Below are 15,526 nucleotides of genomic sequence, written 5' to 3' on the forward strand. Positions count from 1 at the left end.
AGGCTCAATAACGTAATGGACCTTTTTAAAAAGATCCAAACCTGACCAAGGGGAAAGCCCACCATTATAATCAATTCACCCATTCCCCCATGTTCAAAAAAAAAGCCGCTCCCTTTCGAGAGCGGCTTTCTTCATCTATTTCTAATCGATTACTTCTCGATCACAATTCGCTTAACGCTGCTGTGTCCTTCCGCAGTTACACGGATGAAGTAAACGCCGTTTTCAACATTCTCCAAGTTGTAGTTGCGCTCGAAGATTGCACCGTTCGTGTGCTCAACTTCTTCTTCCATGATCAATCGACCACGAGCATCGGTAATCGCCACCTCTACGTTGTCAGCACTCAACTGAGCAATGCTCAATTCGAAGCTTCCGCGGTTCGGGTTAGGATATACCTCAATGGTTTCGTTGGTCAACTCATCCTCCAAGCTCACGTAGCTCGCTACGAACTGCGCACTTGTAGAAGTACAACCTGTAACTGGATCTTCTACTTCAACGAAGTATACATTGAATCCAACACATGGAGTTGTAATGGTCGAACCAGATCCAACCACGTTTCCTTGATCATCCAACCAAGTGTAGACTGGGTTAGTCACACTAGACTGTACAATCAAATCACAACCGTTTTGCAAGATGATCGGAGCCGCTGGATCCGCATTCACATTTTGCTGTTGGCTAGCTGAGTTAGTACAACCTGTTGCTGGGTCTGTGTACGTATACGTGATGGTGTACGTTCCAGGAGCAACAATGGTAGGATCGAATGTATCTCCATTGACAATACCAGGTCCACTGAAGGTACCACCTGCAGGGCTACCGGTCATCGCCACTGGCGCTGCACTAGCACATACATCTCCAATACCGCTGAAGCTTACATTAGGCAAGGCGTCAACTGTAATGGTCGTCGTTGCCGTTCCAACACAACCTTCTGGATTCGTGTAGGTGTAGGTAATGGTATGTGTACCTGAACCCGCAGCAACTGGATCAAAGGTGTTACCCGATACTCCAGGACCACTGTAAACACCACCTCCAGGAGATGCTCCAGAAATCAAAACTGGACTTGCATCAGCACAAACATTTCCTTGAGCAGCCAAGCTCACCACAGGAGCTGGAGTAACTACGATGGTCGAAGTACTTGATGCAGGACATCCGTCCGCACTTGTATAGGTATAGGTCAATACATGCGTACCTGCACCGGCCGCGGCGGGATCAAAGTTTCCACCGCTAACTCCAGGACCGCTCCAGTTTCCACCTGCTGGTGTAGCACCAGAAAGAGCGAATGAAGCAGCACTAGCACAAGTGTTGGCCAAGGTCGGAGTACTTACAGATGGAACCGCATTAACTGTAATAGTCGCTTGGAATGCAATAGGACATCCAGAGACACTCAAGGTCTCGTAGTCAAGCGTATATGTTCCAGGTCCCACTTGAGCAGGATAGAACACTCCACCATTAACACCAGGACCGGTATACGTACCTCCCGGAGGAATTGCACCAGTCAATGTCACTGCACCTGCATCGGTACATACATCTGGAATTGGCAAGTGGAATCCAATCGACGCTTGATTTACGATGATCTGCGTACTTGCAGAGCTCGTACATCCATTCGCATCCGTATAGGTATACAAGATGTTGTGTGGTCCTTGACCAGCAGCAGCTGGATCAAAGATTCCATTAGATACCCCGTTACCACTATAGGTACCTCCTACTGGAGCACCAACAGTCAAAGCAAACGGTGCATCTGCAGCACATACATCTGCCAAAGCTCCCATCGTTACCGTAGGTATATCGGATACAATTAGGTCCGTAGTAGCTGAAGCCTCACAACCATTTGCATTTACGTAAGTATATGTCAAGGTGTGCGTTCCAACTCCAGCAGCAGCTGGGTCAAACATTGCTCCAGTTACACCAGCTCCAGAATAAGTTCCACCAGCTGGTGAACCTTGCGTAAGCATAACAGCTCCTCCATCCACACATTGGTTAGGTACAACACCGAATTGAACGTTTGGTAAATCATTCACATATACAGTGATATACTCTACTTTCTGAGAGAAGGTATCATCTACATAGAAAGAATAAGTAGTCGTCACGATAGGTGATGAGCTCGTATTCAACGTATTGATATCTGTTACATACGAACTTGGAGTCCACAAGAAACTATACGTCGTATCAGAACCTCCGGTTACAGAAGCTGACAATTGTACAGTCTCACCAACACAAATGGTGTCTTTATCAACAGACAAAAGGATCTCAATTGGTCCACCGAAGATGGTAACATTGACGGTATCGTATCCACGACATCCCGTTACATTGTCAATTGCTTCAACTACGAACTGCTGGTCAACGGTCAATGGTCCAGTAGTCACTTGATTACCAATTCCGGCACCTAAGATGCTATCTGCTGGAGACCAAGAATACGTGTAGTTTCCACTACCGCCAGTTGCGACCGCACTTAGTTGGGTACCCGTACCAAAGACAACGGTTACATCCGGAGAAGCAGTCACCGAAGGAATCTCGTTCACTGTCATCACCAATTGATCAAACGTTGCACAACTTCCAGACGTCACAGTATATCGCAAAGTGTGATTTCCAACACCAGCAATTGAAGGATCAAAAGTTCCATTCACTACACCCGGACCGCTGAATACTCCTCCTGCTGGAGAACCATTTAGGGCTACGATTGAGTCATTAACACCGCAGAATGAGGTTTGAGGTGCGTTCAATGTAACGTTAGGCGTTGGAATCAAATTCACTGAAGCTGAATCCATAGCGGTACATCCCGTGGCCGGATCGGTATACGTGTAGTACAAGGTATAGGTACCAGGTACTCCGATCTGCGCAGGAACAAAGTCAGTTCCTACAATTCCAGGACCAGTGAATACACCACCAGTAGGACTCGCTGTGGTAATGGTGAAACCATTCTGTCCATCACAGTATGATCCAAGGTCACCAAATACAACATTTGGGAATGGATTGACAGTGATGTCCACTGTACCTGGGCAAGATGTTCCGAAGGCATTAGTAACAGTATAGTTCAAGGTATAAGTACCTGGCTGTACAGATGTTGGGTCAAAAACGTTTCCAGTAAGACCAGGGCCAGAGAATACACCACCAGCTGGCATTCCTGTCAACGTAATGAGACTTCCATCAGGACAAGACATTGTCTCCGTTGCAGTCACAGAAGGACAATCAGTCGTAAAGGCAGCAGGCCCTGCGTTTTGAGACAATCCATCCCCAGTTCCATTACAGTCGTTCTGAACATAGAATTCGTAGTCTGCTCCTACTTCAAGTCCGGAAATACTGAGAGGGCTTCCTCCTGCAATAACTGAAGTTCCTGTTCCTGGTGCAAAACCAGCAGGACCGTATTCTACAATGAACGTATCTCCTGGGCCGTTCCAGCTCAAATCAGCTGAGGTTTGACCCGTGGCCACAGCACTTAACAAGAATGGCGTCGGACAATCTGCCTCTTTTACTTCAAAGTCATCGATGTACAAAGCAAACTGATCCGCATCAGAATAACCGTGCAATCCGATAAAGATGTTCTCGGCCGCAATAGTGGTGTAAGAAACCGTTACTGTCTTATAGAAGCTGTTCTGAAGGTTTGGAACATCGAACAGTTTCAAGTTCATACCAGCTGGATCCTGAGAATTACCAACGAATACTTCGAGTTTCTCAACATACTGGTTGGTACGAACACGATAGCTAAATGTGATATCCAAAGACGTGTTCGCCGGAACGATAAACTCTGGAGAGAAGATCCAGTCATCCATGTCCGTAGAGGTATTTCGCTCTATCTCCAATGCATTCGGGTTTGATTGAGAAAGGGATGAACGATCCTGACCTTCCCAAACAATTGCATCAACATTGGCATCGTCTACCAACCATCCACAAGGAATTCTAGGAGCTCCAAGTGCATCGAAGTTTTCATTGTATGGCAAAGCGCTAAATGGAATCGCCACTGGAGGTGGGCAATAACTCGTCGCTTGAGTAGCACTTGCACCTGCGCTTACACCAAACCCACAATCTTGATAGACGTAGATATCGTAAGAAGTTTCAGGAGTCAAACCTGATGCAGTGTAAGAGGTTCCGGAAACCGCAGTTCCTGATCCAGTTGGGGCAGTTCCTGAGGTAACAATTTCAACTTGATAGTTGCTTCCGGATCCTGTCCATGAAACATCAAATGAAGTATCGAATACATTGGATACAGAGACATTTGAAGGAGCTGGACATACATTATCCACTTTTACTTCGTCAATCGCCATATCACCAGTACAACATCCTCCTACAGTATGAATTCCAACAAATTGAATCTCGATATCTCCTGAATATCCACTCAGTGAAGCCGAAGCTGGGGCCCAAGCATCTGCCGAACTCGTCTGTTGTTGGCCGCTTAACGACCATATTGTATTCCAAGTTGCGGAACCTGCATTTCTTACTTGTACTTCAAGTGTACCAGTATTCGCTCCGAACATATGGTAGAAAAACTCAATACCTGGGTTCGACAACGCACTAATGTTAATTACAGGTAAAATCAGGTAAGTCTCATCACCAGCCGTTCCACCAGAGGTTTCGACATACGCATACTGCCCGGGGCCGCTAACATCATTATTCGGCCCGGTAGGAGAAGAACCCGTTGGTCCATCTTCAATTTGCCAATTCGGGTCGAATAAATCAGGAAGCACCTGCCAACAAGGGTCAAAGGTCGTTAGTGCACCCCAAGTTGGTCCATCAAAGTTCTCTGCAAATGGAGCAGTGAAACCTGCACACGGAGTAGAGAATGTTGGCCCTTGAACACGTCCAGTTCCATTTCCTGAACAATTTGAGGTGACATAGACATCGTAAGTCGTTTGAGCAGATAATCCTGAAACGGTTGCAGTAGTCCCTGAAACTCCCGTAAGTGTAGCAACAGCAGGATCCACATCAGGATCATCCCCTGAAGCCCAAACCCCTACGTCATAAGTAAGAGCCGCTGGAGAAGCTGTCCAGCTTAGGGAAACACTTGAAGACGTGGAGGCGTCAACTGTAACACCAGATGGAGCTGTACAAGGAGCTTCGCCAAAAGTAATTTCATCAAGAGCCATATCCGATCTAAAACTAGATCCAGTTGTTCCAATGAATCGAGCTCGAACATTATCCCCTGCGTATGCACTGAGGTCCACTGCAGCTTGGAACCAACTGTTTCCTTGATCCCCGGATAATGTCCAAACTTGGGTCCAGTTTGAAGAGGCTGAGGAAATTTCTAGTGACAAGGAACCCATGTTGCTTCCATACATATGGTAATAGAAACTTATCGATGGAGCCACAAGTCCGGATAAATCAACACATTCCGATACAAGAATTGCGGTGTTAAACGAGCAACTCGAGGATTCTAAGAAAATATAATTCCCCGTGCCGTCAAGGTCCCCCGGAGGACCGGTAAGGCTAGATCCTGTAGATGATGATCTTGCCGTCCATTCAATGTCATCATTGGATATGTTTGAAAACAATCCTGAGGAAATATTATCGGTCGTTATACAAGAGAAAATGCCCGCATTATTCGGTGTAAGAAGATCAAAATCCTCTGTCACCGGAGCCACAACGGGTGAGGCACATAAGAATACATCTGGAGTCGTAAAAGACGCTGATGATCCAAATGGCTGCATTGCTCCCGGTCCGGTGCAAAATTCCGCGACGTAAACGTCGTAGTTCGTATTCGAACTTAAGGTCAATCCTGTAAAGACGTAGCTCGTAGAAGTAACCCCATTAGCAGAAGCTACGGGGATAGTTGAATTTGGATCAGCTCCAGCGTCAACAATTACTAAGTCCCATGGCCCATTAGCATTTCCTCCAGGAGTCCATTGAACATCTACAGAAGCAGCTGATGCTGAGTTCACAGTCATCCCTGTCGCGTTGATACAATCACAAAAATCAGATTGGAAGTTTTCTGATGTCTCCAATTCGAAGTTGTTACCACCACCGGTTCCATTATTGGGAGTGGCTCCACCATTATTTGCCAAGATACTACCAGACGATTCACAAGTGACAGAGTATGTTCCTCCATTCCACCCGTCACCCCAAGAATCGTAGGCATTAAAGGTGTAAACCTCGCCATCCATGAGGCAGGCTTCCGCTGCGTAGTTTGTATTATTCACAGCGTATGGACCACCAGAGGCAACTACAGCACCTGCCGATGATCGTATATCCCAAGTGACTTCATTTGCAAAACTTCCCGAATTAATTGCAATTAAGACCTTACGAGTCCCAGGAGGACAAACTGGATTGGTTGTGAAGGAATAAGGACCATCCCAGTCCGAAGTACCATTAGCGCCGCAATCGTCACGTACATACCATTCGTAATTGGTACCTGGCATTAGGTTTCCAAGTGTGTATGGATTTGACGTCACACCAGATGTTACCGTTCCTTGACCTAAGATAAAGCCAGCGGGTCCGGACTGAATATCCCATGTTGAGCTACCTCCACTAATCCAACTTAAATCAGCGGAATTAGTTGTAACACCACTTGTTGACCCGTTGAACGGATCGGGACAAGCAATTGGAGTAGTGAAATTGAAAACTTGTGTAGTCGCTGTACCACCTGTGCTGCTACAGTAAGCTGTAATGGTCAATTCATAGCTAGTCTGCTCATCAAGACCAAAAATGGTAAAGCTTGAGCTAGTTAATCCACTAATGGTATCCCAAGTTGTTGCACCAGCCTCTCTGTAAGCCAATGCTACACTATCTGCGTTTAAGGTTGTCCAAGATACGTCAGCGAATAGTCCTTGTGGGTTAACAATAACATCGAAGGGAGTAACACAAAACTCGTCCTCTACAGAAAAATTGTCTACCGCCATATCCGAAGTGGTGGTTCCTCCTGGAACACCGTAAAAACGGAAGGCAACTGTCTGACCTGCAAAAGGAGTAAGAGGTACGATTGCCTCTCTCCATTGATTGTTTTGGTTTCCAATCTCGGACCAAACCAATGTCCAGTTTCCTGAACCAGCTGGGGATTCTACTTCCAAATCGAGTGAACCCATCTGAAATCCGTACATGTGATAATTGAAACGAACCGTTGGATTTGCTACCGATGACAAGTCAATGTCTGGACTTACAAAAATTCCTATTTCGCCGGAATTTCCAGAGGATTCTGTGTATGCGAATTGATTTCCATCGAATGCCGAAGATGGTCCAGTCGAACTACTTGGCGTAGTGGCTCCAAATGACCAGTCAAAATCATCTGATCCATCCTGCGTCCAACAAGGGTCTCCATCCCCCGGGTTTTCAAAACTCGTAAAGTAAGGAGCGGAGAAAGAAGTCGGACAAAGAGTAAATGCATTTGCCACGTCCGCGTAAAACGAATAATCACTACCTGATCCGCAATATTCTCGCACATAGGCTGCGTAACCCGTTCCAGGATTTAGGCCATTAATGGTAACCGGATTTGATCCTGTCGAAATAGTCTGACAAGCTCCTGATCCCAGCTCTTCAATAACAATCTCCCAAGATGTCGCACCTGGAGTTCCTTCCGTCCATGCCAAATCAAAGGAAGTCGCTGTTTCATTAGAAACGGTTACAGCACTCGGAATGGCACAAGGGGTTGGCTCACCGAAGAAAATATCATCAATGGATATATCATTGTAATAAGTGAAGCTTGTCATACCCGTAAAATCTACGGTAAATCGTACCTGGTGGCTATTTCCTGTCCAAGTAATACCTGCCAAACTGGGTGTAGCATTCTGCCAAGCTGCATTATCACCAGAAAGTGTAGCGACATTCACCCAAGTGCTACCATTGTAAACGTCTACAATTAAGAGTGCATTATCGCCAGGGACATTGGTATTGTTACTGTGCCACCAAAAATCCAATATTGGATTAGCCAATGTACTAGCATCTATAGCAGGTGAAATAAGAATACCTGTGGTTGAAGTTCCTGAGCCGTCAACCCAGGCAGCATTTCCGCCATTACCAGTATTCTCATCTGCCGTTCCAGCTCCCCATCCTTGGCCAGTGCTAAAGATCCAGTTTTCAGCACCGGTACTTTGATCCCAACCAGAGGGTAAAGATGAACCATCAAAAGATTCTTCGATAGCTCCTCCCCCGGACACACACTGTGCCGACACATTAGTCGTCCAAAGGAGAATTGTTAATAAGGACAAGATCCCAGAGTAGATCTTCTTCATAGTAGATTTAGTTTAGGTTACTCTCATTTCATTGACCGCAGCGACCTACCGCCACGCACAAAAAGTCCCCATTACGGGAACAACCGTAAAAATGCGACGCTTCCAGCGCCCCTACAATTACGGGAGGCGTAAGTTATGAACAAAAAATGAAACGCTGTGAATAAAATTGTGGATAAAATGTGTGAAACTCCTGATCAGTAGGCCAGTAGCTCCTCAACGCATTTTTTCAACTCGGAAAGCGGCAAAAAGCTTTCTTCCAAGGACTTGGCAAAAGGCACGGGAGTGTCCAAAGACCCGAGTCGGCGCACTGGGGCATCTAAGTTCATGAAGCAGTCCTCCGAAATTCGAGCAGCGATCTCCCCTCCTATCCCGCCGAAGAGGGTGTCTTCGTGCAAGACCAAGACCTTTCCTGTTGAACGAACCGAGCGGAAGACGTTGTCCCAGTCTAAAGGCACTAGGGTTTGAAGGTCTAGGACGGCGATTTGGCCCTGCCCGACTTCTTGAGCGACCTTTAGGGCCCAATGGACGCCTTGCCCGTAGGTGATGATCACGAGCTCATCGCCATCGGCCCGAAGGGCGGCCTCCCCTATATTATAGGTATAGTGACCCTCAGGAACCTCGCCGTACAACGATCGGTAAAGGGCTTTATGCTCAAAGAACATGACCGGGTTCGGATCTTCTACGCTGCGAAGCAGAAGTCCTTTGGCGGCATCTGGGAAAGCCGGGTACACAATCTTAAGGCCGGGAACATGGGTAAACCACGCCTCGTTGCTCTGACTGTGGAACGGACCTGCATTGACACCGGCACCCGTTGGCATACGTACCACCACATCGGCATTCTGCCCCCAACGGTAGTGCACCTTCGCCAGGTTGTTCACAATGTTGTTGAATCCGCTGCTGACGAAGTCGGCGAACTGCATTTCCACAATGGATTTCATTCCCGCTACGCTGAGTCCGAGCCCTGCCGCGAGGATGGCCGATTCACAAATGGGTGTGTTCCGCACGCGGTCGCGTCCAAATTCTTCAAGGAAACCCTCGGTTGCCTTAAAAACCCCTCCATATTCCGCAATATCCTGCCCCATGATGATGAGTTCGGGATAACGCGTCATCGCCTCGTGCAATCCTTCATGGACGGCATCAATGAGTCTCATTTCTCTTTTTGCGCCTTGCGGCGCGATGGTCGGTGCATCAAAAGCTCGATACACATCGGCGAGTTCGGCTTCCGGAGTACTGATGACCTCATCTTCGGCAAAGGCGATCTCCAAGGCCCGATCGATTTGTACTCGGAATTCATCGCGGAAACGCTCTCGGTCCTCAGGTGTAACCAATCCCTCAGAAATCAGGAAGTCTCGGTAGTTGTCCACGGGGTCCAGTTTCTCCCAGTGTTCCATGAGCTCTTTCGGAACGTACTTGGTACCTGATGCCTCTTCGTGGCCCCGGCGGCGGAAGGTCATGCATTCGAGCAGAACCGGTTTTGGGTTCTCGCGCATTTCAGCGGTCAGTCGTTTAATGGTCGAGTACACTTCAAGGACATTGTTTCCGTCAATGGTATAGCCTTCCATGCCGTAGCCCTTAGCTCGGTCGCTCAAACGCTCGGCCCGATACTGCTCATGGGTAGGCGTTGATAATCCATATCCGTTGTTCTCGATAATGAAGAGGACTGGTAAATCCCAAACGCTGGCCACGTTGAGTGCCTCGTGGAAATCTCCTTCACTAGTCCCTCCTTCTCCGGTGAAGACAGCGGTCACCTTTCCCGTGCCGCGGACCTTCTGCGCTAGGGCAATCCCATCCGCCAGGGCCAGTTGCGGCCCGAGGTGTGAGATCATACCCACAATGTGGTGTTCGTTGGATCCAAAGTGAAAGCTTCGATCTCGGCCTTTGGTAAAACCGCTCGATTTTCCTTGAAACTGACCGAAGAGTCGTTCGAGTGGAACGTTCCGCCCTGTGAACACACCGAGGTTACGGTGCATGGGGAGAATGTATTCATCGGCCCGTAGGGCATATGCAACAGAGGCAGCAATGGCTTCCTGACCAATTCCACTGAACCATTTGGAGATCCGACCCTGGCGCAATAGAATGAGCATCTTTTCCTCGATCATGCGCGGAAAGAGCATGGCTTTATAGAGGTCGATTAACTCGTCAGGGCTTAGGTCTTGGCGTCGATAGCTGATCTCCATGAAGGGGCATTTGGGCGCCTAAAGTAGGTATATTTTCGGTACTTTGTGCCCTGCAATTCAAGGGCTATGGGAAAGCGAAAAAACAAGAGAGACGAGGGCGGATTTATCTATTCCACCAACAACGATTTTGACTACGACCAGTACGATGAGGAAGAGGAACTTGAAACCCTAGAGCCCAGTGAGCAAGATCTGCGGATTTGGTTGGATCGCAAGGGTCGCGGGGGTAAAACCGCTTCCATTGTGAAGGGCTTTGTAGGTAGCGACGATGACCTTAAAGACCTTGGTAAAGCACTGAAGACCACATGCAGTGTTGGAGGTGCGGTAAAGGACGGAGAGATTATCCTTCAAGGCGATGTTCGCGATAAAGCGCTCGCTTATCTTCAGAAGAAAGGCTACGGGGTCAAGAAAGCTGGCGGCTGACCATCACTCTTTCATACAGTTCTTCGTACTGTGGAAGAATAGCGTCAATGTCGTACTTCCGCGCGGTTTCGAACGCGGCCTGTTTAAAGTGCTCCAGCTGGGTCGGATTGCAGAGCAGCTTGAGCGCATTGTTGGCCATATCGTCCACATCCCCTATTTCACTTACGTATCCACTCACACCGTGAATGTTGACTTCGGGAATCCCGCCGGCATTGGAGCTAATGACTGGGGTTCGCGCTGCCATAGCCTCAAGGGCAGCCAAACCGAAGCTTTCGTGTTCGGAAGGAAGGATGAACAGATCGGATAGGCAAAGGATGCGAATAACATCATTGCTCTTGCCCATGAAAACCACGTCATCTCGCAGACCTAAATCTTTGACGAGTTGTTCGGTCCTTATTCTTGCAGGCCCGTCTCCGACAAAGAGCAGTTTTGCCGGTTTTTCTTTCAATATTCTCGCGAAGACATGAACTACGTCTTCCGTTCTCTTAAGACGTCGAAAATTGGAGACATGGGTAACAATGGACTCATTGTTCGGCGCAATTCCCGCCCGAACGCAGGGCTTGTCGTCCACGTATTGATCAAAGTCGATGAAGTTTGGAACCACATCAATATCCTTGTGCACATCAAAGTACTCGTAGGTCTCTTCTTTTAGACTTTCCGAAACACAGGTGACAAGATCACTTTGGTTGATGCTAAAGGTGACCGCGGGGTTGTAGCTCGGATTCCGTCCAACGAGAGTGATATCTGTTCCGTGAAGGGTGGTGATAACACTAATGGAGATCCCTTCAGCAGCCAGTATCTGCTTGGCCATAAAGGCGGCGTAAGCATGTGGAATGGCGTAATGAACATGAAGAATATCGAGGCGCTCTTTCTTAACAACACTCACCAACTTCGAGGCCAAAGCCAATTCGTACGGAGCGTATTCAAAGAGCGGGTAGTCGACAACTTTGACTTCATGGTAATGAACGTTCTCGGCCAGAATGTCCAAACGAACGGGCATACTGTACGTGATGAAGTGGACTTGGTTCCCTTTGGATGCCAGCGCTTTTCCTAATTCCGTGGCGACCACGCCGCTTCCACCAAAGGTGGGATACAAGACCATTCCTATCTTCATTTCACTTCTCCGTTTTTGTACTTGACCGTTTCAGAAACTTGTCCCTCAGCATCGTACTTGATCCAGGACCCTTCCCTCTTTCCATTTTGGTAGGTTCCTTCTTCCTTGATACTTCCGTCCTCGTAGAAAATTCGATAATCTCCATTAAGTTCATTGTCCTTGAACTGACCAATGGTTTTAATGCCACCACTGCGATAATAGGTGGTCATGGTACCGTCGATTTCTCCGGCAACGTAGTCGTATTCAATACTCGGGTCCCCGCTGTCAAAGTACCACGTCGCCTTTCCCTCTTTCAACCCATGTACATAGACCGCCTCTTCTTGGATTTTGCCGCTATTGTAGAACTTGGTGTACTTCCCTTCTAGGATGCCCATGTTGTAGTTCTCCAACTTGCTGAGGCGACCATAATCAAAGTAATAACGCTGTTCGCCATCTTGAACCCCATTGGAGAATACGAGTTGTTGACGTACGCTTCCGCGCTCACTCACTTGAATCACAAGTCCGTGTTGATTCCCCGCTTTCCATTCGGTCATAGATTCGAGCAAACCATTCTTGTGGTAGCTCAACCACATACCTTCTTTCAAACCATTCTGATACTGGCCTGAAATCTGGAGACTGCTATCCGGATAATATTGCAAATATGGTCCGTCGGTGACGGTACTGTCGATTTCTTGAGCCGTTAAGCCTACGGCGCACAATAGAGCAAAAAGAAGAAGCTTAGTTTTCATAGAGCTCAGTAGATTCTGGATAGGTATAGAGCGATTGATAAATCTGTTCTTGAATATCGGTGCGAACATCCATGGAGATGAGCTTTCGATTGGTCTCGTCGGGATGTACGCGATTGCTTAGGAATATGTAAATAATCTGTTCATCGGGATCCGCCCACGCGAGCGTGCCCGTGAATCCAGTGTGTCCAAAACTGAGTAAGGATACGCAATTGCAGGTGGGGCCCCCATCACCGTCTGGTTTGGGCTTATCAAATCCAATACCTCTGCGGTTATCGTCTTCACAGAATTGACAACTGGTAAACAAATCAAGTGTTGTGGATTCAAAAAAACGATGTCCACCATACTCTCCTTTATTCAGAAACATCTGCATGAGCTTCGCAACATCCCTGGAACTTCCAAACACACCTGCGTGTCCATTGACCCCATCGGTCAAGGCTGCACCTGGATCGTGGACATATCCCCGAAGGAGTTGCCCTCTGAACATTTGATCATCTGAAGTCGGCGCAATCCGGTTTTCTTCGGCATAAGTTAAAGGGCGATAACCCAAGGTCGTGGCTCCTAGGGGTCGGTAGATAGAGTCCTTGACCCAAGAATCAAGGTCTTGACGCAAACCTTCCTCCACGATCTTTTTGATCATATAATACCCTAGGTCCGAATAGCGGTATTCGGACTTCGTGAGCAACTCCGATTCGTAGATGCGCCGGTAGACGGAATCTGGATAATCGTACCGTAGGTACAAATCCGCAGCCACCTGCCAGGGAAAGGTCTCGCTCTCGGTATCCGAAAAGAGCTCCGCTCTTCGTTGACCCTCCTCAATTAACGTCTCTTGATAGAAAGGAATCCACGGTTTCAAGCGCGCCTGATGCGCCAGAACCTCACGAAAGTGCAGATCCTCCTTATTGGTTCCTTTGGCTTCTTCAAGATAGTCGCCAAGCGCTCCATCGATATCGAGTTTATCCTTTTCGTACAGATGCATGACGGCTGGAACTGAAGCCGCAATTTTAGTGATGGAAGCCAAATCGTACATGGTACTTTGATCTACGGGCACTTTTTTGCTGTAGGTCTGATAACCAAACTGCTCGTCGTAGATGATTCTCCCGTTTTTGGCGATCAAAATTTGACCGCCAGGAGTAGCCCCGTCATCAATCGCTTCTTGCATGATCCAACCAACCCTTCCCAACTGGCGAGCGTCGATCCCCTCTTGCTCGGGCATACCGTAGCGCAGTCGCCCTAGCGCTCCTAGTGGAACACCCTGGCCCAACTCAAAGGCCTTGGAAGGACTAACGGGCAAAGTGCCTTCGGCCTTCTGAGCGCCGAAAATGATTTGAGCGCTGACATCTTGTGTCACGGGTGTATTTTGATAGCTCACGATCAGCGCATCGGCCATTAAGGCCTGGCCAAAATTGACCAACGCGTACGGGTTGACAAAAAGATCCAGAATAGTCTTGTGCTCTCGAGCAATGGCCTGGAAGATTTGTTGATCCCCCGCAGTCACTTTTGGGCTCGACCAAAATTTCGAAGTGTTCTTATGCACTCCTACGACGATCGGATCATAAACCTTGAGCTGCTCCAGTAAGGTGCGGATTTCTTGATCGGTAGCGTCGGCCTTGATTTCGTACGTAGGCATTTCCAAGTAGCTGTTGAGGCGCTTGGAAAAGGCCTCGTGTGCTCCTTCTCCGAGGGCCACATAGGCAGGCTTGACTTCGCTCAAATCTTTCAGGGGCAATACGTCCCCATCATTCAGCAGTATCGTGACAGAAGACTCAAAAATTTCCCGTTCCAGAAGTTGACCTTCCACCCTATTCACTTCGGGATAGATACGTTCCATGGATACCGGTTGGTAGTCATTCAAACCATAGTCATACTTGGCCTCGAGTACGCGGCGGACCTTTTCGTCGAGCTCTTCTTCACTGAGCGTTCCTTCCTTGACGGCTTGCAACACGGAACTAATGACCTTAGGAACATCTCCTGGCATTAGCAATACGTCTACTCCGGCAAGAAGTGCCTTGACTTCAAGATCACCAGTGCCGTAGCGTGCACTTACCCCTTTCATATTCAGAGCATCAGTAAAGATGAGCCCTTGAAAGTCAAGTTCTTCTCTGAGTAATTCAGAAATCACGGGTTCGCTCAAGGAAGTAGGTATACCTGAATGATCAAGGGCCGGGACATTGAGGTGAGCGGCCATGACCGATCCAATTCCTGCTTCAAACAAAGCCTTAAAGGGCCTCAGGTCCACCTCATCTAGTTCCTTGCGGTCGTGTGCTACCGTGGGAAGCGTTTTATGGGAGTCTTGGTCCGTATCGCCGTGCCCGGGAAAGTGCTTGGCGCAGGCCATTACGCCATGGTCTTGTTGACCTTTAGCGTAGAGAACGGCAAGGTTGGCGACATGCTCCGGAGATTCTCCAAAAGACCGATTTCCAATAATGGGGTTGTTTGGATTTACATTGACATCCGCTACCGGACCAAAGTTGATGTGGACTCCAACGCGTCTACATTGGTGGGCTATCTCAGCTCCCATGCGATATGCAAGCGAATCGTCGGAGGAGGCGCCGACCGTTAAAGGCCATGGCAATGCTCGAACACTATCCAATCGCATCGCCAAGCCCCACTCCGCGTCTTGCGCAATCAGCATTGGGATGTCAACTATTTCCTGGACTTCATTGGTCAACCGCGCTTGACGAACGGGACCACCTTGAAGAAACATAAGTCCACCGGGCTGATATCGGTCGATTGTGGATTTAAGTTCGTTGCGATACTTTTCATCCCTGTTGCTGTAGCCCTCAATCATAATGAGCTGAGCAATTTTGCGTTCAAGGGAGAGGGTGTCGAGAATGGACTGTACCCAAGCCTCTTTGGGATCTACTTGAGGTAAGCTTGAAGAAGTGAAAACAACTCCTGTAAGGAGTGAAATTAAAAGCAAAAAGGTTCTTTTCATACCGC

At 48.1% G+C, this 15,526-nt stretch carries 6 protein-coding genes; 1 reads left to right on the plus strand and 5 read right to left on the minus strand.

Annotation, left to right across the window (positions count from 1 at the left end; all coding sequences use genetic code 11):
- Positions 1-149 precede the first annotated feature (149 nt).
- Both HZ996_10360 and HZ996_10365 read right to left on the minus strand, forming a co-directional pair.
- Complete coding sequence (locus HZ996_10360) at positions 150-8,147, minus strand: fibronectin type III domain-containing protein (GenBank protein QTN39522.1); 7,998 nt, start codon at positions 8,145-8,147, stop codon at positions 150-152.
- Between the two features lie 194 nt (positions 8,148-8,341).
- Positions 8,342-10,324, minus strand: coding sequence for a dehydrogenase (locus HZ996_10365; protein QTN39523.1), 1,983 nt, complete (start codon positions 10,322-10,324; stop codon positions 8,342-8,344).
- Between the two features lie 66 nt (positions 10,325-10,390).
- Here HZ996_10365 and HZ996_10370 point away from each other — a divergent pair, with 66 nt between their 5' ends.
- Positions 10,391-10,744, plus strand: coding sequence for a translation initiation factor (locus tag HZ996_10370; GenBank protein QTN39524.1), 354 nt, complete (start codon positions 10,391-10,393; stop codon positions 10,742-10,744).
- On the opposite strand, the gene bshA is transcribed toward HZ996_10370, so the two are convergent.
- The 3 genes from bshA to HZ996_10385 are packed head-to-tail and all read right to left on the minus strand — an operon-like array spanning position 10,725 to position 15,521.
- Positions 10,725-11,858 carry an N-acetyl-alpha-D-glucosaminyl L-malate synthase BshA gene (gene bshA, locus HZ996_10375; protein ID QTN39525.1) on the minus strand — a complete coding sequence of 378 codons (1,134 nt, stop codon included), beginning with the start codon at positions 11,856-11,858 and terminating at the stop codon, positions 10,725-10,727. The two genes, HZ996_10370 and bshA, sit on opposite strands and share 20 nt — an antisense overlap.
- Positions 11,855-12,586, minus strand: a complete 732-nt coding sequence (locus tag HZ996_10380) for a toxin-antitoxin system YwqK family antitoxin (GenBank protein ID QTN39526.1) — start codon at positions 12,584-12,586, stop codon at positions 11,855-11,857. Before HZ996_10380 ends, bshA begins: the two co-directional genes overlap by 4 nt.
- Positions 12,576-15,521 carry a serine hydrolase gene (locus tag HZ996_10385; protein QTN39527.1) on the minus strand — a complete coding sequence of 982 codons (2,946 nt, stop codon included), beginning with the start codon at positions 15,519-15,521 and terminating at the stop codon, positions 12,576-12,578. The genes HZ996_10380 and HZ996_10385 overlap by 11 nt, the downstream gene beginning before the upstream one ends.
- Between the last annotated feature and the right edge of the window lie 5 nt (positions 15,522-15,526).

It is taken from the genome of Cryomorphaceae bacterium, from assembly GCA_017798125.1.
GTDB lineage: Bacteria > Bacteroidota > Bacteroidia > Flavobacteriales > ECT2AJA-044 > ECT2AJA-044.